29 protein-coding genes are annotated in these 24103 nt (G+C 62.7%); 7 read left to right on the top strand and 22 right to left on the bottom strand.

What is annotated here, in order from left to right:
• The first annotated feature begins 32 nt into the window (after window positions 1-32).
• Entirely contained in the window at window positions 33-1004 is a 972-nt protein-coding gene (pip, locus tag FBY03_RS03285; RefSeq protein ID WP_147170767.1) for a prolyl aminopeptidase, read from the top strand.
• The gene (dtd, locus tag FBY03_RS03280; RefSeq protein WP_147170766.1) at window positions 1001-1438 is read left to right on the top strand and encodes a D-aminoacyl-tRNA deacylase; all 438 of its coding nucleotides are present in this window, start codon (window positions 1001-1003) and stop codon (window positions 1436-1438) included. Before pip ends, dtd begins: the two co-directional genes overlap by 4 nt.
• Window positions 1439-1473: 35 nt before the next feature.
• Here dtd and FBY03_RS03275 read toward each other — a convergent pair whose 3' ends face one another.
• Together FBY03_RS03275 and FBY03_RS03270 are read right to left on the bottom strand one after the other, a co-directional pair.
• Window positions 1474-1896, bottom strand: a complete 423-nt coding sequence (locus tag FBY03_RS03275; protein WP_147170765.1) for a UPF0158 family protein — start codon at window positions 1894-1896, stop codon at window positions 1474-1476.
• 101 nt (window positions 1897-1997) lie between these two features.
• Window positions 1998-2474, bottom strand: coding sequence for a DoxX family protein (locus FBY03_RS03270; RefSeq protein WP_178090542.1), 477 nt, complete (start codon window positions 2472-2474; stop codon window positions 1998-2000).
• 95 nt (window positions 2475-2569) lie between these two features.
• On the opposite strand from FBY03_RS03270, the gene FBY03_RS03265 reads away from it, so the two are divergent.
• Window positions 2570-3154 (top strand): TetR/AcrR family transcriptional regulator, encoded by a 585-nt coding sequence (locus tag FBY03_RS03265; protein WP_218570753.1) that lies wholly within the window; start codon window positions 2570-2572, stop codon window positions 3152-3154.
• Here FBY03_RS03265 and FBY03_RS03260 read toward each other — a convergent pair.
• A complete protein-coding gene (locus tag FBY03_RS03260; protein WP_147170762.1) occupies window positions 3151-3744 on the bottom strand; it encodes a 2-hydroxychromene-2-carboxylate isomerase in 594 nt (197 codons plus the stop codon). The genes FBY03_RS03265 and FBY03_RS03260 overlap by 4 nt on opposite strands.
• Before the next feature lie 83 nt (window positions 3745-3827).
• Entirely contained in the window at window positions 3828-4556 is a 729-nt protein-coding gene (locus FBY03_RS03255; RefSeq protein ID WP_147170761.1) for an SDR family oxidoreductase, read from the bottom strand.
• Between the two features lie 100 nt (window positions 4557-4656).
• Between FBY03_RS03255 and FBY03_RS03250 the strand changes: the two genes are divergently transcribed.
• Window positions 4657-5160 carry a helix-turn-helix domain-containing protein gene (locus FBY03_RS03250; RefSeq protein WP_147170760.1) on the top strand — a complete coding sequence of 168 codons (504 nt, stop codon included), beginning with the start codon at window positions 4657-4659 and terminating at the stop codon, window positions 5158-5160.
• Window positions 5161-5272: 112 nt separating this feature from the next.
• Here the strand turns inward: FBY03_RS03250 and FBY03_RS03245 are convergent, their stop codons facing one another.
• The 9 genes from FBY03_RS03245 to ubiE all read right to left on the bottom strand — a co-directional run bounded on the left by FBY03_RS03245 (window position 5273) and on the right by ubiE (window position 11324).
• Window positions 5273-5980, bottom strand: a complete 708-nt coding sequence (locus FBY03_RS03245) for a 16S rRNA (uracil(1498)-N(3))-methyltransferase (protein WP_147170759.1) — start codon at window positions 5978-5980, stop codon at window positions 5273-5275.
• Window positions 5977-6777, bottom strand: a complete 801-nt coding sequence (tatC, locus tag FBY03_RS03240; RefSeq protein ID WP_147170758.1) for a twin-arginine translocase subunit TatC — start codon at window positions 6775-6777, stop codon at window positions 5977-5979. The genes FBY03_RS03245 and tatC overlap by 4 nt, the downstream gene beginning before the upstream one ends.
• Window positions 6774-7142: a Sec-independent protein translocase protein TatB gene (tatB, locus tag FBY03_RS03235; protein WP_147170757.1), complete on the bottom strand. Its 369-nt coding sequence runs from the start codon at window positions 7140-7142 to the stop codon at window positions 6774-6776. The genes tatC and tatB overlap by 4 nt, the downstream gene beginning before the upstream one ends.
• Window positions 7143-7296: 154 nt before the next feature.
• The gene (tatA, locus tag FBY03_RS03230) at window positions 7297-7530 is read right to left on the bottom strand and encodes a twin-arginine translocase TatA/TatE family subunit (RefSeq protein WP_025164183.1); all 234 of its coding nucleotides are present in this window, start codon (window positions 7528-7530) and stop codon (window positions 7297-7299) included.
• Window positions 7531-7554: 24 nt separating this feature from the next.
• Window positions 7555-7887 (bottom strand): phosphoribosyl-ATP diphosphatase, encoded by a 333-nt coding sequence (locus FBY03_RS03225; RefSeq protein WP_147170756.1) that lies wholly within the window; start codon window positions 7885-7887, stop codon window positions 7555-7557.
• Complete coding sequence (gene hisI / locus FBY03_RS03220; protein ID WP_147170755.1) at window positions 7880-8281, bottom strand: phosphoribosyl-AMP cyclohydrolase; 402 nt, start codon at window positions 8279-8281, stop codon at window positions 7880-7882. The genes FBY03_RS03225 and hisI overlap by 8 nt, the downstream gene beginning before the upstream one ends.
• Before the next feature lie 66 nt (window positions 8282-8347).
• Window positions 8348-9937, bottom strand: a complete 1590-nt coding sequence (gene ubiB, locus FBY03_RS03215; RefSeq protein WP_147170754.1) for a ubiquinone biosynthesis regulatory protein kinase UbiB — start codon at window positions 9935-9937, stop codon at window positions 8348-8350.
• Entirely contained in the window at window positions 9934-10554 is a 621-nt protein-coding gene (locus FBY03_RS03210) for an SCP2 domain-containing protein (RefSeq protein WP_147170753.1), read from the bottom strand. The genes ubiB and FBY03_RS03210 overlap by 4 nt, the downstream gene beginning before the upstream one ends.
• Window positions 10554-11324, bottom strand: a complete 771-nt coding sequence (ubiE, locus tag FBY03_RS03205; RefSeq protein WP_147170752.1) for a bifunctional demethylmenaquinone methyltransferase/2-methoxy-6-polyprenyl-1,4-benzoquinol methylase UbiE — start codon at window positions 11322-11324, stop codon at window positions 10554-10556. The genes FBY03_RS03210 and ubiE overlap by 1 nt, the downstream gene beginning before the upstream one ends.
• A gap of 156 nt (window positions 11325-11480) precedes the next feature.
• On the opposite strand from ubiE, the gene FBY03_RS03200 reads away from it, so the two are divergent.
• From FBY03_RS03200 to FBY03_RS03190, 3 genes are all read left to right on the top strand, one after another.
• Window positions 11481-11759 (top strand): polyhydroxyalkanoic acid system family protein, encoded by a 279-nt coding sequence (locus tag FBY03_RS03200; protein ID WP_147170751.1) that lies wholly within the window; start codon window positions 11481-11483, stop codon window positions 11757-11759.
• Window positions 11760-11877: 118 nt separating this feature from the next.
• Complete coding sequence (locus tag FBY03_RS03195; protein WP_147170750.1) at window positions 11878-12318, top strand: phasin family protein; 441 nt, start codon at window positions 11878-11880, stop codon at window positions 12316-12318.
• 10 nt (window positions 12319-12328) lie between these two features.
• Window positions 12329-13051 (top strand): phasin family protein, encoded by a 723-nt coding sequence (locus FBY03_RS03190; protein WP_147170749.1) that lies wholly within the window; start codon window positions 12329-12331, stop codon window positions 13049-13051.
• Window positions 13052-13106: 55 nt separating this feature from the next.
• Here FBY03_RS03190 and FBY03_RS03185 read toward each other — a convergent pair whose 3' ends face one another.
• The 9 genes from FBY03_RS03185 to argS all read right to left on the bottom strand — a co-directional run bounded on the left by FBY03_RS03185 (window position 13107) and on the right by argS (window position 23995).
• A complete protein-coding gene (locus FBY03_RS03185) occupies window positions 13107-13721 on the bottom strand; it encodes a TetR/AcrR family transcriptional regulator (protein WP_147170748.1) in 615 nt (204 codons plus the stop codon).
• A gap of 123 nt (window positions 13722-13844) precedes the next feature.
• Window positions 13845-15527, bottom strand: a complete 1683-nt coding sequence (gene phaC / locus FBY03_RS03180; RefSeq protein ID WP_147170747.1) for a class II poly(R)-hydroxyalkanoic acid synthase — start codon at window positions 15525-15527, stop codon at window positions 13845-13847.
• A gap of 187 nt (window positions 15528-15714) precedes the next feature.
• Window positions 15715-16572 carry a poly(3-hydroxyalkanoate) depolymerase gene (gene phaZ, locus FBY03_RS03175; RefSeq protein ID WP_147170746.1) on the bottom strand — a complete coding sequence of 286 codons (858 nt, stop codon included), beginning with the start codon at window positions 16570-16572 and terminating at the stop codon, window positions 15715-15717.
• A gap of 162 nt (window positions 16573-16734) precedes the next feature.
• Window positions 16735-18414, bottom strand: a complete 1680-nt coding sequence (gene phaC, locus FBY03_RS03170; RefSeq protein WP_147170745.1) for a class II poly(R)-hydroxyalkanoic acid synthase — start codon at window positions 18412-18414, stop codon at window positions 16735-16737.
• 591 nt (window positions 18415-19005) lie between these two features.
• Window positions 19006-19380: a gamma-butyrobetaine hydroxylase-like domain-containing protein gene (locus FBY03_RS03165; protein ID WP_147170744.1), complete on the bottom strand. Its 375-nt coding sequence runs from the start codon at window positions 19378-19380 to the stop codon at window positions 19006-19008.
• A gap of 54 nt (window positions 19381-19434) precedes the next feature.
• Window positions 19435-20775 carry an HslU--HslV peptidase ATPase subunit gene (gene hslU, locus FBY03_RS03160; protein ID WP_147170743.1) on the bottom strand — a complete coding sequence of 447 codons (1341 nt, stop codon included), beginning with the start codon at window positions 20773-20775 and terminating at the stop codon, window positions 19435-19437.
• A 28-nt stretch (window positions 20776-20803) separates the two neighbouring features.
• On the bottom strand, window positions 20804-21337 hold the full coding sequence (gene hslV / locus FBY03_RS03155) for an ATP-dependent protease subunit HslV (RefSeq protein ID WP_025164198.1): 534 nt from the start codon (window positions 21335-21337) through the stop codon (window positions 20804-20806).
• A 231-nt stretch (window positions 21338-21568) separates the two neighbouring features.
• Complete coding sequence (locus FBY03_RS03150) at window positions 21569-22255, bottom strand: SPOR domain-containing protein (protein ID WP_147170742.1); 687 nt, start codon at window positions 22253-22255, stop codon at window positions 21569-21571.
• Complete coding sequence (gene argS / locus FBY03_RS03145) at window positions 22256-23995, bottom strand: arginine--tRNA ligase (protein ID WP_147170741.1); 1740 nt, start codon at window positions 23993-23995, stop codon at window positions 22256-22258.
• Between the last annotated feature and the right edge of the window lie 108 nt (window positions 23996-24103).

Genomic DNA, 24103 nt, shown 5'->3' with positions numbered 1-24103 from the left:
AGGGACCGTAGGCCAAGACACGGGAGCGCACCATGCAGACTTTGTATCCGGAGATCAAACCCCATGCCCGCCATGAACTAGCGGTAGAGGCGCCGCATGTGCTCTATGTGGACGAAAGCGGTTCGCCGGATGGCTTGCCGGTGGTGTTCATCCATGGCGGCCCCGGTGCGGGTTGCGATGCCCTCAGTCGGCGTTTCTTCGATCCCAATCTGTACCGCATCGTCACCTTCGACCAGCGCGGCTGTGGCCGCTCGACGCCGCACGCGAGCCTGGAGAACAACACCACCTGGGACCTGGTCGCCGACCTGGAGCGCATTCGCACGCACCTGGGGATCGACAAGTGGGTGCTGTTCGGTGGCTCCTGGGGCTCGACCCTGGCCCTGGCCTACGCCCAGAGCCACCCGGAGCGGGTGCATGCGCTGATTCTGCGCGGCATCTTCCTCTGCCGGCCGCAGGAGTTTCAGTGGTTCTACCAGGCCGGCGCCAGCCGCATGTTCCCCGATTACTGGCAGGACTATGTGGCGCCGATCCCGGTCGACGAACGCGGCGATCTGATGCAGGCGTTCTACAAGCGCCTGACCGGCAACGACCAGATCGCCCAGATGCATGCGGCCAAGGCCTGGTCGGCCTGGGAAGGGCGCACGGCCACGTTACGGCCGAATCCGCAGGTGGTGGATCGTTTTAGCGAAGCGCACCGGGCGCTGTCGATTGCCCGTATCGAGTGCCACTACTTCGTCAACAACGCCTTCCTCGAACCCGACCAATTGATCCGCGACATGCCGAAAATCGCCCACCTGCCGGGGGTGATAGTGCATGGCCGCTACGACGTGATCTGTCCGCTGGATAACGCCTGGGAACTGCACCAGGCCTGGCCGAACAGCGAGCTGCAGATTATTCGCGATGCCGGTCATGCGGCGTCCGAAACCGGGATTACCGATGCGCTGGTGCGCGCGGCCAACCAGATCGCCCGGCGCCTGCTCAACCTGTCCCCGGACGAAGCATGAAGGCACTGATCCAGCGCGTGCGCTGCGCGCGGGTGGAGGTCGCCGGGGAGGTGGTCGGGGCCATCGATCAAGGCCTGTTGGCCCTGGTCGGCGTCGAGCCGCAAGACACCCCGGCGAGCGTCGCCAAACTGCTGCACAAGCTGCTCAACTACCGCGTGTTCGGCGACGCCGAGGGCAAGATGAACCTGTCGCTCGGCGACGTCGGCGGCGGCCTGCTGCTGGTGTCGCAGTTCACCCTGGCCGCCGACACCAAGAGCGGGCTGCGGCCGAGCTTCTCCAGCGCCGCGCCACCGGCCCTGGGCGCCGAGCTGTTCGAGTTGCTGGTCGAGCAGGCGCAGGCCAAGCACGCGCAGGTCGCCACGGGTCGCTTCGGGGCCGAGATGCAGGTGCACCTGGTCAATGACGGCCCGGTGACCTTTCTCCTGGAAAGCTGATCGCAGCTCGAGCTCAGTGGTTTTCCTACCGCTGGTTAGCCTGTCTGCGCCAGTTCCAGGCCGTTGCTTTCCAACCACTCCACGACTTCGTCGCGGATGTGCTCGGCTTGATACGCGAGCCAGGCCTGACGTACCTGCGGTAGCCGTTGCAGCTGGTAGTCGAAGGTGCGCAGCGGCTTGCGCCCGGCCAATGCGTGGCTCAGTGCGGTATGCGCGTGGGGGTCGTGCAGGCTGTACAGGAAGGCCTCGCGCATGGCCAGGGCCGCGCCGAGTGGCAAGGGCTGGATGGGCAGGTAGCGCTCCGGCTGGACGTCGTATTTTTCATCGGCGCCCGGCACCGGGTCGCCGGGCGCGACGGTCAGGACGCTACCGGTGTGCAGGTCGAGAAAGTGCTCGAGGTCTTCCACGCTGAGCAGGGCCCGCTCGATGCGCGGCAGGTCAATGGTCATGGGGCGCATGGACTTGGACTCCAAGGAATTGACTGACCTAACCATAACCCGGCGGCAGGTGATTTGCTCAACTGTTGAGCGGGCCTCTGCCGCCGTTTTGCTGCCGCTGTTTATCTAGCCGGCACTTGGCGCGATCTAGCGCCGACCACTTCGCCGGCATACAGCGCCCAGAATATGATCAGCGGCTGAAAGGGCAGGCGTAACCAGTAGTACCAGGTCGCCGCCGGCAGACCCTCGACGTTCAGGCCGTCGAGGGCATTTTTGATATTCGCCGGGAATACGCAGACGAAATACACCGCTAGGGCGAGCGCCGCCCAGCGCCGCCAGCGCGGCAGCAGCAGACCGATGGCGCCCGCCAACTCGCAGAGCCCGGTGAATAGCACCAGCTCCAGGTGATAGGGCAGGACCTCGGGCAGCATCGGCAGGTAACGTTGCGGGTTGAGCAGGTGGTCGCTGCCGGCAAACAGCAGCGCCAACGCCATGGCCAGGCGCATTCGCGCCGGCCAATTATGCAAGGCAGGCACGCCGAGGCGGTCGGCCAGCGCCGCGAGTACGGCCAACACAATCAGTAGCGCGATGAATAGCATGGCGAACCTCCTGGATATCTGGGCTGTCGACTGGCGCCGCTGGCTGACCGTTCGGCATAATGTTGACGGAGCCAACATACGAGGAGATGTTGTCAGTGTCAACACTAGATAAAGAGGCGCCTGCGCGGCCCTATCACCATGGCGATTTGAAGGCTGCGCTAGTAGCGGCTGCCGCGCAGCTACTCGCCGAGGGCGGCCTGGCCGTCATCAGCCTGCGTGAGGTGGCGCGCCGCGCCGGTGTCTCGCACAACGCGCCCTATCGGCATTTTCCCGATCGCGACAGCCTGCTGGCGGCGTTGGCGGCACAAGCCTTCCATGACCTGGCCGACTGGACGCGCGCGAGCGGGTCGCAGGGTCTGGCCGCGCTGGGACAGCGCTATGTCGAGTTTGCTCTCGCGCACCCAGGGCGTTTTGCCCTGATGTTTTCCGCTGCACTGGACAAGGCGCGCTACCCCGAGTTGCAGCAGGCGGCGACTGAGCTCTACGAGTTGCTCGGACAGACTGTGCGCGCGGCGGCGCCAACGCGTGATCCGTTGGTGGCGACACTGGCGGCCTGGAGCCTGGTGCATGGCCTCGCTCAGTTGCTGCTGGATCAGCAGTTGAGCGAGGCCATGCGCGGCGACCTGAGTGCGACCGAACTCAGTCAGCGGGTGACCCGGCTGTTTGCCGAGAGCCTCTAGGCGGGTTGTGCCAGGGCCTCGGCGACAAAATCGAGGCGATCCTGGCCGAAGTGCATCTGTTTGCCGACGAAGAACGTCGGTGCGCCGAAGACGCCGCGCTTTATCGCTTCATCGGTAGTGTCTTTCAGCCGTTGCTTGACGGCTTCATCGTTGACCAGGGCTTCGAACGCCGCCCGATCCAGACCGGCTACGGTTAACACCTCGGCGAGCACTTCGGGGTTGCCGAGGTTTTGCTGTTGTACCCACATGGCGTCGAAGACTGCGCGCAAATAGGGCTGCAGCTGAGGCGTGTCGAGGTAGCCGGCGGCGCCACGCATCAACGTCAGGGTATTGATCGGGAAGTGCGGATTGAAGTGCATGGCGACGCCGTAGCGTTCGGCAAAGCGCGCCAGGTCTTGCAGCATATAGCGCCCCTTGGCTGGAATACTCACCGGCGACTGGTTGCCCGTCGCCTTGAAAATCCCGCCGAGGAGCATCGGTCGCCAGATGATCTGCGCATCCGCCGCTGCGGCGATGCCGGGTAACTGGGTCCAGGCCAGGTAACTGGTCGGGCTGCCGAAATCGAAAAAGAACTCTACGCTTTTGCTCATAGCATCTTCCTGCTTGTTGGGTTCGAGATAAGCCGTTCCCCGGATTGCATCCGGGCGACGGAGTGAGGCAGAGAAGTCGGCGCTCAGAAAGTTTCCGTCCAGGGCCGTAGGTCCAACTCATGCACCCAGCAATCGCGCGGCTGGCCGTGGATCTGCCAGTACGTCTCGGCGATATGCTCGGGGTTGAGGATGCCGTCCTGCTCTTTGCGTTGGTAAAGCTCGGGGAAAGTCTCGCGGATAAAGGCGGTGTCGATGGCGCCGTCGATGATCGGATGGGCGACATGGATACCCTGTGGGCCGAGTTCCCGTGCCATGCTCTGGGCCAGTGCGCGCAGGGCGAATTTGGCGCTGGCGAAGGCGGAAAAATTGGCTCGACCGCGTAGCGAGGCGGTGGCACCGGTGAAGATGATGGTGCCGCGCGCGCGCGCTTGCATCACCCGTGCGGCCTCGCGGCCGGTGAGGAAACCGGCCAGTGCGGCCATTTCCCAGACCTTGCGATAGACCCGCTCGGTGGTGTCGGTGATGGCGAACTGCACGTTGGCGCCGATATTGAACACCACGGCTTCCAGCGGACCGACCTCTTGCTCGATGGTGGCGAACAGTTCCAGCACCTCGGCTTCAATTCGCGCGTCGCAGCCGAAGGCGCGTGCCGTGCCGCCCTCGGCCTCGATGGCGTCGACCAGCGGTTGCAGTTTGTCCGCATGGCGGCGGGCGACGCAGGCGACATACCCCTCGCGGGCGAAGCGCTTGGCGATAGCCCCGCCGGTGGCATCGCCGGCGCCCATGACCAGGATTGCTTTGCGTTGATTCATCTCTTTTCTCCTAAGTTCTTTTTTGGAACCTTAACGATAGTCGGTTCCAATTTGGAACCTGTCAAGCTATGGTGGGCCATCGATTGCTGGAGATTGGCTCATGCGTTGGGAAGACCTTGCTCAACAACCCTGTTCGCTGGCGCGCACGCTGTCGGTGGTTGGCGATCGCTGGACCTTGCTGGTGTTGCGCGAAAGTTTTCTGGGGATACGCCGTTTCGATGAGTTCGAGAAGCGTCTGCAGATCACCCGGCATGTGCTGGCCGATCGCTTGAAGAAACTGGTCGAGGCCGAAGTGTTGAGCAAGGTGGCCTATCAGCAGCGGCCGCTGCGTGAGGAGTACTGCCTGACCGAAAAGGGCCGCGACCTCTATCCAGCCGTGCTGGCGCTGGTGAATTGGGGCGATAGGCATATGAGCGGGGAAGAGGGTGCGCCGATTCGGCATGTGCACCGCAGCTGCGGCGCGGCCATGCACGGCGTGCTGGTCTGTTCCGAGTGTGGCGAGCCACTGGCGGCGCGGGATGTGCGGTTGGAGGAGGCGCCGGCCCTTAAGGGGCAGCTATTGCCGGCGCACTGGCAGGCCCGGCAGGTGGCGGAAAACCCGTAATCGTTTGCCATCGGGGGAGTGCGCAGCCCCGGATTGCATCCGGGCTACACAGCGTCAGCCCGCCGATTATATCCAGGCGAAGAAACGCCACGAATCCACGCAGTGTGCGTGCTTAGAACAACCTGGCCAGCAGCGCGGTCACCGCGGTTTCCACGCGCAGAATGCGTGCACCGAGTTGCACGGGCTGTAAGCCAGCCTCCTGCAGTTTTTCCACCTCGTAGGCAATCCAGCCGCCTTCCGGGCCGATGGCCAGGGTCACCGGCCGATCGACCGCCCGTGGGCAGTCCGGGTAGGCACCGGGGTGGCCGATCAGGCCGAGGCTGCCGGCGGTCAGCTGGCCCAGGCGGTCTTCGACGAAAGGCTTGAAGCGTTTCTCGATGATCACGTCCGGCAACACGGTGTCGCGGGCCTGCTCCAGGCCGAGAATCAGCTGTTGGCGAATCGCGTCCGGTTGCAGAAACGGTGTCTGCCAGAAGCTTTTCTCGACCCGATAGCTGTTCAGCAGGATTACTGTGGGTACACCCATGGCGCTGACGGTTTGCAGCACGCGGCGCAGCATCTTCGGCCGAGGCAAGGCCAGCAGTAGGGTGAGCGGCAGTTTGGCCGGCGGCGGCTGGTCGAATTCGACCTGCAACTCGGCCTCCTGGGCATCCAGACGCAACAGTTGGCCGCGACCCATCAAGCCGTTCAGGCGCCCGACTCGCAGGCTGTCGCCCGCCTCGGCGCGATGCACTTCATTCAGGTGGTTGAGGCGGCGGCCGCTGAGGCGTATGCGGTCAGCGGCGACGAAGTCCTGGTCCTCCAGCAGCAGCAGGTTCACGGCTGGGCGGCAGGCGGCTGGTCGTTGGGCTCATGCTCGCTTTCATCGGACTCGGGCGCCTGCTCGTCGCGGCGTTTGACCATGGCGCCGCACAGCAAGCCGGCCTCGAACAAAAACCACATGGGCACGGCCAGCAGGGTCTGCGAGAACACATCCGGCGGTGTCAGCACCATGCCGATGGCGAAGCAGCCGACCACCACATAGGGGCGGCTCTTGCGCAGGGTTTTGACATCGACGATGCCCACCCAGATCAGCAGGAAGGTCGCCACCGGAATCTCGAAGGCCACGCCGAAGGCGAAGAACAGGGTGAGGACGAAGTCCAGGTACTGGCCGATGTCGGTCATCATTGCCACGCCTTCCGGGGTGACGCTGGCGAAGAAGCCGAACATGATCGGGAACACCACGAAGTAGGCGAAAGCCATGCCGCCGTAGAACAGCAGAATGCTGGAAATCAGCAGCGGCACGGCGATGCGCTTCTCGTGCTTGTACAGACCCGGCGCGATAAAACCCCAGATCTGATGCAGGATGATCGGCATCGACAGGAACAGTGCGACCATCATGGTCAGCTTGAACGGCGTGAGGAAGGGCGAGGCGACGCCGGTGGCGATCATCGTCGCCCCCGCCGGCAAATAGGCGCGCAGCGGCGCGGCCACCAGGGCGTAGATGTCCTGGGAGAAATAGAACAGCCCGGCGAACAGTAGAAAAATCGCGCCGACACTGCGCAGCAGGCGGGTACGCAGCTCGGTCAGGTGCGAGACCAGGGGCATTTCCTGGTCGCTTTCCGTTAGTCGACTCATGGTTGTGCGGCTTTATCCTGGCTAACAGCGGTCGGTGCCGCGGGCGTGGCCTCTGCCGGTGCTGGACTGCTGGTCTGGGTCGGTTCGGGCGAAAGTGGGGGTGTGGTGCCGGGCGCGAGAATATCCTGCTTCATCGCGTTCATCTCCCGTTCCAGCTCGAGGATATGTTCGTTATGCAGCTGGCGGCGGATCTCGTCTGCGCCGATTTCGCGTTCGACCTCGGCCTTGATCGAGTTGAAGCTGCGTTTGATCCGACCGATCCACAGTCCGGCCGTGCGCACCGCCCCCGGCAGGCGCTCGGGGCCGAGTACCACCAGGGCAACCAGGGCAACCAGCAGCAGTTCGGTAAAGCCTATATCGAACATGAGAGTCGACTCTTAAACGCTGTTTTCAAAATGTCTGCGCTCGGTGATGCTGTGGTAAAAATGGCTTCGAACTGCTGATTTACAGCGCGCAAACTCCGCGTTCTCCGCCACTTTTGCCTTGCCTGACCTCCGCTCGCCGGTTGCAAAGCACCTTTCAGTCTTTTTTCGCCGGGTCTTCGACTTTGCGCGCCTGGGCGTCGAAGGTCTGGCCCTTGGGCTCGTCCACCGCAGGCTTGTCCTCTGCTTCGTTGCCCATGGATTTTTTAAAGCCCTTGATCGCGTCACCGAGGTCGGAACCCAGGCCTTTCAGGCGCTTGGTGCCGAACAGCATGACCACGATCAGCAGGACGATCAGGAGTTGCCAAATGCTAATGCCACCGAATCCCATGATGCGTACTCCGTAGTAGGTTGATCAGGTTTGCGGGCGTGCGGCTTTTTCCGCATGCCCGGACAGGCCGAAACGTCGATCCAGCTCGTCCAGTACCGCTTGGGGATGCTGGCCGAGGGCGGCGAGCATGACCAGGCTGTGGAACCACAGGTCGGCGGTTTCATAGATCAGGTCGCTGCAGTCGCCGCTGGCGGCTGCGTCCTTGGCGGCGAGAATGGTTTCCACCGACTCCTCGCCGACTTTCTCGAGAATCTTGTTCAGGCCCTTGTGGTACAGGCTGGCGACGTAGGAACTGTCGGCGGCGGCGCCTTTGCGCGCTTCCAGCACTTCGGCCAAGCGGCTCAGGGTGTCAGTCATGGCGGTGTCCTGTGGCATAGATGGCGTGCGGATCCTTGAGCACGGCGTCGACGGTCTTCCACGCGCCCTGCTCGAACACCCGGTAGAAGCAACTCTCCCGGCCGGTGTGGCAGGCGATGCCGCCGAGTTGCTCGACCTTGAGGATGATCACGTCGGCATCGCAGTCCAGGCGCAGTTCATGCAACTTCTGCACATGCCCGGATTCCTCGCCCTTGCGCCACAGCTTGCCGCGTGAACGCGACCAATAGATAGCGCGCTGTTCGCTGGCGGTCAGGGCCAGGGCTTCGCGGTTCATCCAGGCCATCATCAGGACGCGGCCGCTTTGGTGATCCTGAGCAATCGCCGGCACCAGGCCGTCGCTGTTCCAGTTGATTTCGTCGAGCCAGTCGTTCATCAGTACATCCGCCCATCACGGGCCTGTTGGGTATAAAGCTAGTGTGCCAGTGCGACTCGGGCGTGGCTATCGGCGCAGTACCAGATAAAGACCACCGGCGAGCATCACCCAGCTCGGCCAGGCGGCTGGGTTGGGCGCCAGTTCCTGGGTGACGGCGCCGGCGATCAGCAGGGCGCCGAGCAAACGGGCCGGCCATTGCCAGCCACTCACCGTCTGGGGTTGTGTCGCAGGCGTCGGTTGATTGAGGCGCTCCAGGGTGTGGCGGGCCATCTGCGACAGGTGTGGCACCTGTTCGGCCTGCAGCTGCAGGTTGCGCAATAAATGCAGCGGGTTGACCCGTTCGCGCATCCAGCGCTCGAGGAACGGCTGGGCGGTGCTCCACAGGTCCAGGTCCGGGTACAGCTGGCGGCCCAGGCCTTCGATATTCAGCAGGGTCTTCTGCAGCAGCACCAGCTGTGGCTGAACTTCCATATTGAAGCGCCGCGCCGTCTGGAACAGGCGCAGTAGCAGCTGGCCAAAGGAAATATCCTTCAGCGGCCGCTCGAAGATCGGCTCGCAGACGGTGCGGATAGCCGCCTCGAAATCGTTGACCCTGGTATGCGCCGGCACCCAGCCCGAATCGATGTGCAACTGCGCCACGCGGCGGTAGTCGCGCTTGAAGAAGGCGAGCAGGTTGCGCGCCAGGTAGTCCTGGTCTTCCGCGGTCAGGCTGCCGATGATGCCGCAATCGATGGCAATGTACTGCGGGCTCCACGGCTGGCGAGTGCTGACGAAGATGTTGCCGGGGTGCATGTCGGCGTGGAAGAAACTGTCACGGAACACCTGGGTGAAGAAGATCTCCACGCCGCGCTCGGCCAGCAGTTTCATGTCGGTGCGCTGGTCGGCCAGGGTGGCGAGGTCGGTGACCTGGACGCCATAGATGCGCTCCATGACCAATACTTTGGGCCGACACAGTTCCCAGTACACCTGGGGCACATAGAGTAGCGGCGAGCCTTCGAAGTTGCGCCGCAGCTGGCTGGCGTTGGCCGCCTCGCGCAGCAGGTCGAGCTCGTCGTAGATGGTTTTCTCGTAATCGCTGACCACTTCCACCGGGCGCAGACGACGGGCATCGGTGGAAGCGCGCTCGGCCAGTTTGGCCAGCAGGAACAGCCAGGCCAAGTCCTGCTTGATAACCGGCCCCAGGCCTGGACGAATGACCTTGACCACCACTTCTTCGCCGCTCTTCAGCTGGGCGGCATGCACCTGTGCGACCGAAGCAGAAGCCAGCGGTTTGCTGTCGAAGCGAGCGAATACCTCGCTGACCTTGGCGCCCAACTGGATCTCGATCAATTCCCGCGAATGTTCCGGGTCGAAGGGCGGCACCTGATCCTGCAGCTTGGCCAGTTCATCGGCGATATCCCCTGGCAGCAGGTCGCGCCGGGTGGAGAGCAGTTGGCCGAACTTGATGAAGATCGGCCCGAGCTCTTCCAGGGCCAGGCGCAGGCGTGCGCCGCGCGACAGTGACAAGCTTCTGCGTGGCAACCAGCGCCACGGCAGCACATAGCGCACCAATCTCATCCATAGCGGCAGAGGCAGGGCCAGCAGCAGGTCATCCAGCTGATAGCGGATCACTACACGTTGAATACGGAACAGGCGGCGGACGGCAAGCAGCTTCATGCGTTGGGCTTATCATGGCGTTGGGCGATGCGCTCGAAACGTGCATCGATGCGCTCGAGGGCGAGCTTGAGTCTATCCAGTTCGGCGAACCGCGCATCGGCCTCGCGCCGGCCAACCAGGTTGCGCGACTCTTCGCTGAGGTAATCGGCGAGGTTCAGGCGCAGGCTGTCGAGGGTCTGGTTCGCCCAGTTGGCCCGGCTGCGCAGGTGGCTGCCGAGTAACTGGCTGCCGACTGGACCGAGCCAACGCGACAGCTCGTACTCCCAGTCCAGCTCCAGGTCTTGCAGAACTCCGGCAAGCTCCAGCAGTGCGGTGCTGTCACCGTCCAGCTCGACCTCGGGGCTGTGCAACAGCGCACTCTTGTCTGTACTGGTGGCCAGGCGCAGCAGGCTGGCAGGCGGCGCGCGCAGACGGCAGTCGACCTCGCCGGCCCACTGTGCGGCCAGGCGCAGACCTTGGCCATCGGCCAGGATAAACAGGCTGAGCGTCGGTGCTTGGCAGTCGATCGCAATGACTCGACCGCTCAGGTGCGCCAGGCGTGGCAGCGCCGTGCTGTCCATGGCCAGCACCCGGTTGACGCCGAGTTCGACCCCGGCCAGCAGCCCGCTCAGCAGCATCAGGGCTTGATGCCGCGGTGCAGGGCGACGATGCCGCCGGTCATGTTGTGGTAGGTGACGCGCTCGAAACCAGCCTCGGTCATCATCGCCTTGAGGGTGTCCTGATCCGGGTGCATGCGGATCGACTCGGCGAGGTAGCGGTAGCTGTCGGCATCGTTGGTGATCAGCTTGCCCATCAGCGGCATGAAGCTGAACGAGTAGCGGTCATAGATCTTTTCCAGCAGGGGGCTGGAAGGCTTGGAAAATTCCAGCACCAGCAAACGACCGCCGGGCTTGAGCACGCGCAGCATCGAACGGATCGCGTCTTCTTTATGGGTGACGTTGCGCAGGCCGAAGGCGATGGTCACGCAGTCGAAATGGTTGTCCGGGAACGGCAGCTTTTCGGCGTCGGCCTGGACGAACTTGACGTTGCCGGCCACGCCGCGGTCGAGCAGGCGGTCGCGACCGACCTTGAGCATCGACTCGTTGATGTCCGCCAGTACCACCTCGCCGGTCGGGCCGACCAAGCGCGCGAACTGTTTGGTCAGGTCACCGGTGCCTCCGGCGATGTCGAGTACTCGATTGCCGCTGCGAATACCCGACAATTCGATGGTGAAGCGCTTCCACAGACGATGCATGCCGGCCGAGAGCAGGTCGTTCATCAGGTCATACTTGGCCGCCACCGAATGGAATACTTCGGCGACTTTCTGCGCCTTTTGGCTTTCCGGCACATCCTGAAAACCGAAGTGGGTGGTGGGTTCGCTTTCGCTGCTCTTGCGCGGATCGTTCATGTCGCCCTTTCCCAAACAGAGAGGCTGAATCAAAGTGGCGGCCATTCTAAACCTGCAGCCCCCCTTTGTCTTGGCATGCACGCCCGGTCGCTGGGCGAGAGCCTGCTGCGGGCTGTTATAGTCACGCGACTTAAGGTCGCAGCGAGGAGCAAAAGCATGGCCAAAATCAACGTAGAGCGCGCCCATTCCCTCGGTCGCGAGGCGGCCCGGGAAAAAGCCGAGAAACTCGCCGAGCGCCTGGCTAGCCAATATGACGTGCGTTATCGTTGGAACGGCGACACCCTGGAATTCAAGCGTAGCGGCGCCGATGGCTGCATCGAAGTGAGCGAAGACCGCGTCTGCGTGCGGCTCAATCTCGGTCTGCTGTTGTCGCCGATGAGCAGCAGTATCAAGCGTGAAATCGAGGCGGCGCTGGATAAAAGCCTGATCGGCTGAGGTCAACTATTTGCAGATTCTTTGCGGCTAGTATGCGGTTTCTAATTTTCCTCGATACCGTGCACTCAAGCCTGCACTCCGTGGGCGTTTCCTCAAACCACTGCGCGTGAGGTGCACCATGTCGAAAGTTGCCGTTAAGAAGAAAGTCGAAGCCGAAGAAAAAGCCACCCGTTTGGCCGACGTTAAAGTCTATGCTCGCAAAATTTGGCTGGCAGGCCTGGGTGCCTACGCCAAGGCAGGCCAGGAAGGCAGCGAGTATTTCAAAGAGCTGATCAAGACTGGCGAGACTGTTGAAAAGCAAGGCAAGCAGCTGGTCAGCGAGCAAGTCGATGCGGCCAACAGCCAGATCGACAGTGTGAAGAACAGCGTCACCAGCAATGTCAGCAGCGTCCGCAATAAAGTCGACGTGCAGCTCGATAAAATCGAGAAGGCCTTCGACGCCCGCGTAGCCAGTGGCCTCAACCGTATCGGCATCCCGTCGAAACACGATGTTGAAGCGCTGTCTGCTAAGCTGGACGCGTTGAGCGCATTGCTCGAGCATGCCGCTCGTAGTAAATAAGGAGAGCAGAATGGCTGTTAAAAAGAAAACTGAAAAGCAGACCAGCTCCTGGATCGGCGAGGTTGAAAAATACTCGCGTCAGATCTGGTTGGCAGGCCTTGGTGCCTACTCCAAAGTCAGCAAGGACGGCACCAAGCTGTTCGACACTCTGGTCAAGGACGGCGAGAAAGCCGAGAAGCAGGCCAAAAGTGAAGTCGACAAGCAGGTTGAATCGGTGAAAACCACGGTTGACTCTAAAGTCAGCACTGCCAAATCCCGGGTCGATGAAGTCAAAGACCGGGCCATGGGCAAATGGGGTGAGCTGGAAGAGGCCTTCGACAAGCGTTTGAACAACGCCATCTCGCGTCTTGGCGTGCCAAGCCGTAACGAAGTGAAGGCGCTCAATGCCAAGGTCGAAAGTTTGACCAAGCAGATCGAGCAGCTCACCGGTGTATCGGTGAAGTCGGTCAAGCCTGCCGCCAAGCCAGCAACCAAAGCAGCGGCCAAGCCAGCGCCGAAGGCTGTCGCCAAACCAGCAGTCAAAGCCGCTACTAAACCAGCTGTGGCTAAACCCGCTGCCAAAGCGGCCGCTAAACCTGCCGCGGCGAAAAAGCCAGTGGTGAAAAAGCCAGCAGCCGCCAAGCCGGTGGTGGCCAAGCCAGCCGTGCCTGTAGCGTCGGCGCCGACTCCTGCCGCCGCACCTGCACCAGCGGTTGCAGCAGTAGCGCCGGTAACACCCGCCAGCCAGTCCTAAGACTGTCAGCAAGCGCAAGCGCCCGGCCTAGTGCCGGGCGCTTGCGTTTCAGCGCTCAGGCTTGCAGGTAGCGTTGGGCCAGATGTTCGGCGGCGAAGCGCGAGTCTGCCCTCAGGTGCGGCGCCACCAGCATCATCACTTGATAGACCACCAGGCGGCTTTCGCCTTGACTGCCGAGAATGCGTTGGTAGTCGAGCGAGAACAGCAGGGTCAGGGTGATCTGCTCGACCAGTTGGCCCAGAGCCTGGGTGTCGCTGACCAACTGGTTTTCCGCTTTCAAGCGTGCAAGCAGCGACGCCAGAGTGCGTTTCAGTGCGTTCAGCCAATGGCTGATGCCACGTGCCAGCTTCGGCAAGCGTCCAGCCAGGTTGGACAGGTCCTGGAACAGGAAGCGATAGTGCGCCATACGCTCGACTATCAGGTGCAGGAACAGCCAGTAGTCTTCCGCATCCAGGCGCGCATCGGCGGGCGGGTCGAGTAGCGGTGCCAACTCCGCCTGAAAGCGCTCAAACAGCCCGAGAATCAGCGGTTCCTTGCCGTGGAAGTGGTAGTACAGGTTGCCTGGGCTGATGCCCAATTCGTTGGCGATTTCCAGAGTGGGGACGTTCGGTTCGCCCTGCTGGTTGAACAGCATCAGGGCGCATTCGAGAATACGCTCGCGGGTTTTCATAGGGCTTTCTTATTTTGACCGCTGGAAGGGAAAGATAACGGCCTGGCGGCAGTGCCGCCGGCACGTTGCGCGTGCAGCAGCGGTTCTCCAGCTGTTGCACGCGCAGCGCCAGTGAGCGAGTGCCTAGCGCACATGCACATAGGTGCCGGGGGCCGCCTCCAGTGCCGGGTGGTCCTGGCTGCCAAGGGCTGGCAGGGTGTCACGCTGCTCACCGGAGCGTTCTTGAGCCCAGCTCAACCACTGCGGCCACCAACTGCCTTGTACATGTTCGGCGTCGTGGTACCAGGCACGTGGGTCAGAGCTGAGTTTGTCACTTTCTAAGTAGTTGGCCTTGGGGTTGCCCGGTGGATTGAGGATGCTCTGGATATGCCCGCTGTTGGACAGGATAAAGCGCCGGTTGCCGCCGAGCAGCAGGGCCGAGCGATATACCGCGTCCCAGGGTGTGATGTGGTCGTTGATGCCGGCCACGCTGAAACTGTCGACGGTGATCTTTTTCAGGTCGATCGGCGTGCCGCAGACTTCCAGGCCGCCAGAATGATTCAGCGGGTTGTACTTGAAAAAATTGATCAGATCGCCATGTAGTGCGGCCGGCAGGCGGGTGTTGTCGTTGTTCCAGTAGAGAATGTCGAAGGCTGGCGGTTGTTTGCCAAGCAGGTAGTTGTTGACCCAGTAGTTCCAGATCAGGTCGTTGGGGCGCATCCAGGCGAACACCTTGGCCATGTCGCGACCGTCCAGTACCCCTCGCTGGTAGGAGCGGCGCTTGGCTGCTTCCAGGGTTTTTTCGTCGGCGAAGAGCATGGCCGGGCTGTCGATCTGACTGTCCAGCAGGCTGACCATGTAGGTCGCGCTGGCGACTTTGCGCAGCTGTCGCTTGGCTTGCAGATAGCCCTGCAGGGCGGCGCTGGTCAGGCCGCCGGCACACACGCCGAGCAGGTTGACGTCTTTGCTGCCGGTAATCGAACGGCACGCGTCTACGGCTTCTTCCAGGGCCTGCACATAACTCGACAGGCCCCACTCGCGATGGCGTGCATCGGGGTTGCGCCAGCTGACGATAAACGTCTGCAAACTGTTCTTCAAGGCGTACTGGACAAAGCTCTTGTCGTTGGACAGGTCAAAGATATAGAACTTGTTGATTTGCGGCGGAACGATCAACAGAGGGCGCGCGTACTGTTTTTCGCTCATCGGGCTGTACTGGATCAGCTCCAGCATCTCGTTGCGAAAGACCACGGCACCAGGTGTGCTGGCCAGGTTGCGGCCGACCTCGAAGGCCTGCTTGCTGACCTGGCTGGGTAAGCCATCGTTGTGCAGCAGGTCGTCGAACAGCTGACCCAGGCCTTTGATCAGGCTGCTGCCGCCGCTGTTGAACAGCTCCTTGAGCGCCAGTGGGTTGAGCGGGCTGTTAGAGGGCGATAGTGCGTCGCTGAGCAGCGTCGAGACGAAGCGCGCGCGGGCGAGGTCATCGGCGGGCAAATGACTTTCGTCGATCCACAGGTTCAGCTGTTTTTGCCAGGCCAGGTAGGCCTGCAGGCTGCGGCGGTAAAAAGGGTTGAGTTGCCAGGTCGGATCGGCGAAGCGGGCATCCTGCGGATTGACTTTATGCAGCGTGTCGCCGAGCAATACGCGGCCCAACTTGACGCCCAAGGCCAACGTATGGCGGGCGCTGAGCACGGGTTGCTTGAGCCCTTGCAGCGCCATGGAGCGCACGGTGGAAAGCAAGTCACGGCCACGCAGCCCGATCATGGCGTCTTGCGCATTCATGAAATTGGCAGGGGCAGGTAAAGAGCCAATAAGTGGCTTGTCTCGCATTGGGCAACACTCCGTCGTTAAACCATTGAGACTCGAGGTGTACGGGTCAGCAGCAAGGCTTATGCCAGCGCAGGCAGACAGTCCATTACAGACAGTGTTGCGCAGAACTTCAAGTAGATAAACCCGCCCTAAAGTGGGGCGGAGTATGGGGGCTTGGCGCTACAGTTGTGCGACGGGGTGCCGCTTGTCAGTAGCTGCGTGCCGGAGTGGGCTGCGGGTGCATCACGGCAGGTTGGCGCTCCTCGGCGAGGAACTTCATGATGATGGGCGCCACCGCTTCGGCGCGAGTCACCAGGAACAGGTGGCCGTCGTCGATCACGTGCAGCTCGGCATTGGGGATTCGCCAGGCGAGCAGGCGCATGTTGACCAGCGGGATCAATGGGTCGTCGTCGCCAGCCAGCACCAGGGTCGGTTGGCGGATCTTGTGCAGCCAGTGGATGCTGGTCCAGCCGAGGCCGGCGAACAGCTGCCAGTAGTAGCCCATCTTGCCACCGGAGCGCACCTTGCTGGCGTGGGCCAGGGCCAGTTGCGGATCGCGGCGGAAAGCCCCACCGTAAATGTCCGGGGCAATTTGCACGCCGTAGGATGGCTGGATATAACGTCGTGGGCTGGCCATGCGCCAGAGTACTTTGGGTTTGCCCGGTACCATCAGTGCGCCGGCCGAGGTCGCCGCCAGTACCAGCTTCTTGCAGCGCTCCGGATAGTCGTGGGCGAATTGCTGTGCCAGGGCACCGCCCCAGGACACGCCAATGACGTTGACCTGGCCATAATCCAGATAGTCGAGCATGCGCGCCGCCAGTTTGGCCAGGCCAGGAAAACGGTAGGGCGTGCTGGGCGTCGAGGAACCACCGACACCGGGTACGTCGAAGGCGATCACCTCGAGATCGGGGTCGAGCGCCCGGACGAAGGGCATGACCAGCTCCAGGTTGGCGCCAATGCCATTGAAAATCAGCAGTGGTGCCATCAGCCCGTTACCGGGCCGAACGGCGGTGCGGATAGTTTGGCCATCCAGTTCGATGGTGCGAAATACAAATGGTAATGACATGCGCAGAAGCCCTATCTAGTAAACCACTGAGTCAGGCTGTCCCTGCCACTCCCAGAACCCCCAGGGCTAAACCTGTTTCGCCGGCCCGGCCCGGCAAGGTCGGCCGGGTGAGCGAGCGACACATCCTGGTGTCGCGGGCAGTGCTGCGCAGTACGCAGTCGGTCAGCGTTCGTGGACATAAGTCCCCGGCGCGGCCGCGCCGGCGGGGTAGCGTTTGTTGCCGAGGCTGGTCGGCGCCTTCTTGGTCTTGCCGGAACGCTCGCCAAGCCACGTCTGCCAGTGCAGCCACCATGAGTCGGCGTGCTTGGTCGAGCTTTCCTGCCAGGCTTTCGGGTCGCGCGGCATCTCCGGGTTGGTCATGTAACGCGCCTTGGGGTTACCAGGCGGGTTGAGAATGCTCTGGATATGCCCGCTGTTGGACAGCACGAACTCGCACTTGCCGCCGAACAGGTGCGCCGACTTGTAGCAGGACTCCCACGGCGTGATGTGGTCGGTGGTGCCGGCGAGGCAGAAGAGGTCGCAGGTGACTTGCTTGAGGTCGATCGGTGTGCCGCACACTTCCAGCGCGTTGGCCCGGGTCAGCGGGTTGGTCTTGAACATCTCGATGAATTCGCCGTGCAGCGCGGCCGGCAGGCGAGTGGTGTCGTTGTTCCAGTAGAGGATGTCAAAGACCGGCGGCTCGTTGCCGAGCAGGTAGTTGTTGACCCAGTAGTTCCAGATCAGGTCGTTGGGGCGCATCCAGGCGAACACCTTGGCCATGTCGCTGCCCTCCAGTACGCCCGACTGGTAAGAGCGGCGCTTGGCCGCTTCCAGGGTCTTCTCGTCGGCGAACAGCGCCACCTGGGTATCCAGCTGGGTATCGAGAACGCTGACCAGCAGGGTCAGGGCGTGCACTTTCTGTTCGCCGAGTGCGGCGTAGTGGCCCAGCAGCGAGGCCGTGGTCAGGCCGCCAGAGCAGGCGCCGAGCATATTCAGGTCTTTGCTGCCGGTGATCGCGAGTACCGCGTCGATGGCTTCTTTCAATGCCTCGATATAGCTGGACAGGCCCCACTCGCGCTGTGCCTTGGTCGGGTTGCGCCAGCTGACCACGAAGGTCTGCACGCCGTTGCGCAGCAGGAAGCGCGCCACACTCTTCTCTTGAGACAGGTCGAAGATGTAGAACTTGTTGATTTGCGGCGGCACCACCAGCAGCGGGCGTTCATGCACCTGCTCGGTGCTCGGGCGGTACTGGATCAGCTCCAGCACCTCGTTGCGGAACACCACCGAGCCTTCGCTGGTGCCTAGGTTCTTACCGACCTCGAAGGCGTCCATGTTGACCTGGCTCGGCATGCCGCCGTTATTGACCATGTCCTTGGCCAGGTGGGACAGGCCATCGAGCAGGCTCTTGCCGCCGGTTTCGAAGAAGCGTTTGACGGCGGCCGGATTGGCCATGCTGTTGCTCGGCGCCATGGCTTCGGTCATCAGGTTGATGACGAAATGGCCGCGGCTGGCATCCTGTTCAGACAGGTTGCTGTGTTCGATCCAGTCGTGCAACTCCGTGCGCCAGGACAGGTACGTCTGCAGATAACGCTTGTACAACGGGTTCTGGCTCCAGGCCGGATCGGCGAAGCGGCGGTCACCGGGCTCGGGTTGCAGCTCGGATTGGCCGAGCAGAACGTTTTTCAGTTCCAGGCCGAAATGGGCAAGGTGCTTGGCACTGTGCAAGGGTTGCTTGATGGCTTGGGTGAGCACCATGCGTGCCGAGGTCAGCAGGTCTTTACCGCGAATGCCGACGACCGGGTTAAGGCCGAGGGTGTTTTCAGACGCCTGACGTTTCAGGTCATCAGTACTTTTATCAGTCATCTACGACGCTCCATTGTCCTGAGGCGAATACCGACGTTACTGCTGTGCGCGGCGACACAGGGCTGGGGCCTGGTATTGCTCGGGGTACCGGATGCGGATCAACTCCGCATCTATTATGTCTATGCATCTGGCATATCAGGGCGTTGAAACGTTGCGCTGCTCGGCTCTGGGCGTTGAGGTTCGTCTGAGAATGCCAGTGCAGATCGTGCACTGGGTTTTCCCTGGCTTGGTCTTGCCTAGCCTTCACTCGCTAAATGTCTCAACGACTTGGTGGCCAAATGCATGGAACTTGCCAGTTCCTTGGTTACCCGAGTTCGTCAATTAACGCAAGCTTGTCGCGATAGGGCCAAATGTGGGGGGAGTATGCCGAGAAGGATTAGAAAATGCGCTCTAACCGGGCGCGGGGTGCATGCTAGGAGCCTGTCGGGCTTAACGCTGCCCTACTGCGCAAAAGTCAGACTTGGCCATTTATTTCGCTCTTTCTCGTTAAATAGCTCGCTATTCGCGGGGCAGCCCCCCGCCTCGAAAGATCAGCAAAACTGACTAAAGTCGGACTTTTCCTCGCTACGGACGGTCAAGTCCGACAGGCTCCTAGAGCATCAGCTTGACCACGGACTGCTCCGGGTCGCGGGTTTTGCCGGCGGCGGCGAGGGCGCTGAGGTAGTCGGTCCACAGGGTTTCCTGCTGGGTCGCCAGCTGATGGAGGTAGTCCCAGGTGAACAAACCGCTGTCGTGGCCGTCGTCGAAGCACAGTTTTAGGGCGTAGTTGCCGGCCGGCTCGATGCTGCTCAGACCGACATGCAGTTTGCCGAACTGCAGGATGGGTTTGCCGTGGCCTTGCACCTCGGCTGAGGGGGAGTGCACGCGCAGGAATTCGGCGGGCAGGGTATAGCGCTCGTCGCCATATTGCAGGGTCAGGGTTTTCGAGGCTTTATGCAGCTCGATGGCGCTGGGGATCTTCGGCATTGTGCTTGGCCAGTGTGCCGCCCGGAGGCTCTCCGGGCGGCGTGGGTGGTTGTATCAGAGAATATAGCGCGACAGGTCTTCGTCTTCAGCCAGCTCGCCGAGGTGGCTGTTAACGTACGCCGCATCGATGTGGATGGGGGTGTCGTTGTGCTGGGCTGCCAGGTCGCCAGCGCTGAAGGAGACTTCTTCGAGCAGGCGTTCGAGCAGGGTGTGCAGACGCCGTGCACCGATGTTCTCGGTCTTCTCGTTGACCTGCCAGGCGATCTCGGCGAGACGCTTGATGGCGTCCGCGCCGAACTCGATAGCCAGCCCTTCGGTGTTGAGCAGGGCGGTGTATTGCTCGGTCAGGGAGGCATGCGGCTCGGTGAGGATGCGCTCGAAGTCTTCCGGGCTGAGGGCCTTGAGTTCGACGCGGATCGGCAGGCGGCCTTGCAGTTCCGGCACCAGGTCGCTCGGCTTGCTCAGGTGGAAGGCGCCCGAGGCGATGAACAGGATGTGGTCGGTCTTGACCATGCCCAGCTTGGTATTCACCGTGCAGCCCTCGATCAGCGGCAGCAGGTCGCGCTGCACGCCCTCGCGGGAGACGTCGGCGCCGCTGGTGTTACCGCGCTTGGCGACTTTGTCGATCTCGTCGATGAACACGATGCCGTGCTGCTCCACGGCTTCCAGGGCGCGGGCTTTCAGTTCTTCCTCATTGACCAGGCGCGCGGCTTCCTCGTCGCGCACCAGCTTGAGCGCTTCCTTGACCTTGAGCGTGCGGCTCTTCTTCTTGCCCTTGCCCATGTTGGAAAACAGGCTTTGCAGCTGATTGGTCATCTCCTCCATGCCCGGTGGGGTCATGATTTCGATGCCGGCCGGGCTGTCGGCCACTTCGATGGCGATCTCCTTGTCGTCCAGCTGGCCTTCGCGCAGGCGCTTGCGGAACAGCTGGCGGGTGTTGGAATCGCCGCTCGGGACCGGGTCCTCGTTGAAGCCGGCGCGCGCCGGCGGCAGCAGGGCGTCGAGGATGCGTTCCTCGGCGGCATCTTCGGCGCGGTGACGAACCTTGACCATTTCCTGCTCGCGCAACATCTTCACCGCGGCATCGGCCAGGTCGCGGATGATCGACTCGACGTCGCGGCCCACGTAGCCGACCTCGGTGAACTTGGTCGCTTCGACCTTGAGGAAAGGCGCATTGGCCAGTTTGGCCAGGCGCCGGGCGATTTCGGTCTTGCCGACGCCGGTGGGGCCGATCATCAGGATGTTCTTCGGGGTGACTTCTGCGCGCAGCTCGGCGGGCAGTTGCATGCGCCGCCAGCGGTTGCGCAGGGCGATGGCCACGGCGCGCTTGGCGTCATCCTGGCCGATGATGTGGCGGCTGAGTTCGTGAACGATTTCGCGGGGGGTCATGGGCATGGGCGGCTCCGAAATAGACGACGACTGGTTAAATAGCCGAGTCCAGTTCCTCGATGGTCAGGTTCTGGTTAGTGAAGACGCAGATGGAGGCGGCAATGTTCAACGCCTTTTCCGCGATTTCGTGGGCCGACATCTGCTCGGTGTTCTGCAGCAAGGCCAGCGCCGCGGCTTGGGCAAAACCGCCGCCGGAGCCCATGGCGATCAGGCCGTGCTCCGGCTCCACCACATCGCCATTGCCGGTGATGATCAGCGAGGCGTCCTTGTTGGCCACGGCGAGCATGGCTTCCAGGCGGCTCAGCGAGCGGTCTGTGCGCCAGTCCTTGGCCAGTTCGACGGCCGCGCGCACCAGGTGGCCCTGATGTTTTTCCAGTTTGCCTTCGAAGCGTTCGAACAGGGTAAAGGCATCCGCGGTGGCGCCGGCGAAACCGGCGAGGACCTGGCCGTGATAGAGGCGGCGAACTTTTTTCGCATTGCCTTTCATCACGGTGTTGCCGAGGGACACCTGGCCGTCGCCACCCATGACGACTTTGCCGTGGCGACGTACTGAAACGATGGTGGTCAAGGGAGAGTCTCCACGCAGCGGGGCGAAAATGCCCAATGCAAACTCAAATGGGGGGAGCGTCGCTGCTTTTCAACCGGCGCCGGCTAATTCTCGGCCGAATGGCACAGGCGTGGCTGTAACAGCAGGTTACCGGGGCAGCGCTGGATAGCGCACAAGCGACTGTGCCCAGCAAAGGTGCGCCCCGGTCGCGGCCTGACCCCGCCGGCCCGCCTGGGGCCGCCTGGGGTGGGTTCAGCGGCTGGGTCGCTGTTGCAGCAACAGGTTGCTAAAGCCGTTGGCGGCCAGGGCTTTTTGCGACTGAGCCAACTGCTCGCGGTTGGCGAAGGGGCCGACCAGTACCCGGTGCCAGGTTTCCTCGCGTACCGTGCTGGGCTCGATGCGTACGCTTTGGCCGAGCAGAATGATCTGCGCGCGCAGGCTTTCTGCATCGCCCTGGCGGCGGAATGAGCCGGCCTGGAGGAACAGCTGCGTGCTGCTCGGGGTCTGGGCCACCACCGGTGCGGGTGGCGGAGTCTGGCCGCTGAGTGCGGTCAGGGCACGTGCCGCGTCGATCTTGGCCGCCTCTTCGGGGCTGACCGGTTGCGGCGTCGGCGGCTCCGCAGGGGGTTCGACGGGTTGCGACGGCATGATGACTTCCGACTCGGGCAGCAAGGTGTAGAAGTCATATTTGGGTTTGGCTGGTGCGGACTTTGCGGGCGGCTTGCTCGCGGTTTTGTCCGCCTGGCCGGCGCGCGCCTGTTCGGCCTTGCTGCGCTTGATCTCGTCGCGGCCGGGTTCGAGGCTGAACAGGAACATCATGAAGCCGCCAATGGTCAACCCGCAGGCCAGCCAGATCCAGGCCGGCACGGGTTTCTTCGCCGGCGCCTTGTAGCGACTGGCGCCACGTTTGGCGGCGGGTTTCTTGCGGGCGGCGGCCATTTACATGCGCTCCAGGGTTTCCAGGCCGAGCAGTTCCAGACCTTGCTTGAGTGTGCGCCCGGTCAGGGCTGCCAGGCACAGGCGGCTCTGCTGGGTCGGCTGATCCGCGGCGGCGAGGATCGGGCAATGCTCGTAGAAACTGGAGAACAGCCCGGCCAGGTCATACAGGTAGGCGCACAGCAGGTGCGGCACGCCTTTCTCGGCGACGCCGTTGAGCACCTCGCCGAACTGCGCCAGCTTGCCGGCCAGGTCGATTTCCTGGGGTGCCTGCAGATTCAACGGGCCGGTTGCCTGCTCGTAGCCCTGGCCCAGCTTGCGGAACACGCTGGCCACGCGGGTGTAGGCGTACAGCAGGTAGGGTGCGGTATTGCCCTCGAAGCTGAGCATCTGCTCGAAGTTGAAGCTGTAGTCGCTGGTGCGGTGCTTGGACAGGTCAGCGTATTTGACCGCGCCGATGCCGACGGCGTGGGCGATGCGGCGCAGTTCGTCTTCGGCGAGGTCCGGGTTCTTCGCCTTGACCAGGGTGTAGGCGCGTTCCTCGGCCTCGTCGAGCAGGTCGATGAGCTTCACCGTACCGCCGTCGCGGGTCTTGAACGGGCGGCCGTCGGCGCCGTTCATGGTGCCAAAGCCCATGTGTTCGAGCTGCATGGCGGCGTGAACGAAGCCGGCGCGTCGGGCGACCTCGAAGGCCATCTGGAAATGCAGGGCCTGGCGTTGGTCGACGAAGTACAGTGCACGGTCGGCCTTCAGCGTCTGGCTGCGGTAGCGCATGGCGGCCAGGTCGGTGGTCGAATACAGGTAGCCACCGCCGGCCTTCTGCACGATCACCGGTAGCGGATTGCCTTCGGCATTCTTGAACTCGTCCATGAATACGCACTGCGCGCCATTGCTCTCGCTGAGCAGACTCTTGTCGCGCAGGGCCTCGATGATGCCCGGCAGTTCGGCGTTATAGGCGCTCTCGCCCTTGACGTCGGCGGGGCTGAGTTTCACGCCGAGGCGGTCATAGGCCTGCTGGCAGTGCGACAGGGATATGTCGTTGAAACGGTGCCACAGGCGCATGCACGCCGGCTCGCCGGCTTGCAGTTGCACCACCAGTTCGCGGGCGCGCTCGGCGAACTCGGCAGAGTCGTCGAAGCACTTCTTCGCCGCGCGGTAGAAACCTTCCAGGTCGGCCAGCTCGCTGTCGGCGGCCTCCGGGTTGGCTTCCATAAAGGCCAGCAGCATGCCGAACTGGGTGCCCCAGTCGCCGACGTGGTTCTGCCGGATGACCCGGTCGCCGAGAAACTCCAGCACGCGTGCTACGGCGTCACCGATGATGGTCGAGCGCAGGTGGCCGACGTGCATTTCCTTGGCCAGGTTCGGCGAGGACAGGTCGATCACCACGGTCTGCGGGCTACCGGCTTTGCGCACGCCGAGCCGGGCGTCGGCCAGTGCGACTTGCAGCCGCTCGGCCAGCGCCTCGCTGTTCTGGAAGAAATTCAGGAAGCCGGGGCCGGCGATGGCCACCTTGCTGATCTGCGCGTCGGCCGGCAGTGCGGCGATCAGCTTCTCGGCCAGGTCGCGCGGCTTCATGCCGGCCGGCTTGGCCAGCATCATGGCGATATTGCTGGCGAAGTCGCCGTGGCTCTTGTCCTTGGTGTTCTCCACCTGAATCACCGGGCTGAGGCCGGCAGGCAGCACGCCTTCGGTGGTCAGGCGGGTCAGGGCTTGCTGGATCAGGTGGCGAATGCTGTCTTTCATGGTCTGCTCGTTCGGCCGCGGAGGCGGGGCGCGCCGAAGCGCTGGTGGAAAACTGCGCATTATCGGTGCGCGGTGGGGCTCGCTTCAAGCGGCAGTCGGCAGTCGGTC

Origin of the sequence: Pseudomonas sp. SJZ079, from assembly GCF_007993865.1 — a bacterium.
GTDB lineage: Bacteria > Pseudomonadota > Gammaproteobacteria > Pseudomonadales > Pseudomonadaceae > Aquipseudomonas.
This window is presented reverse-complemented; position numbering and strand designations above follow the sequence as displayed.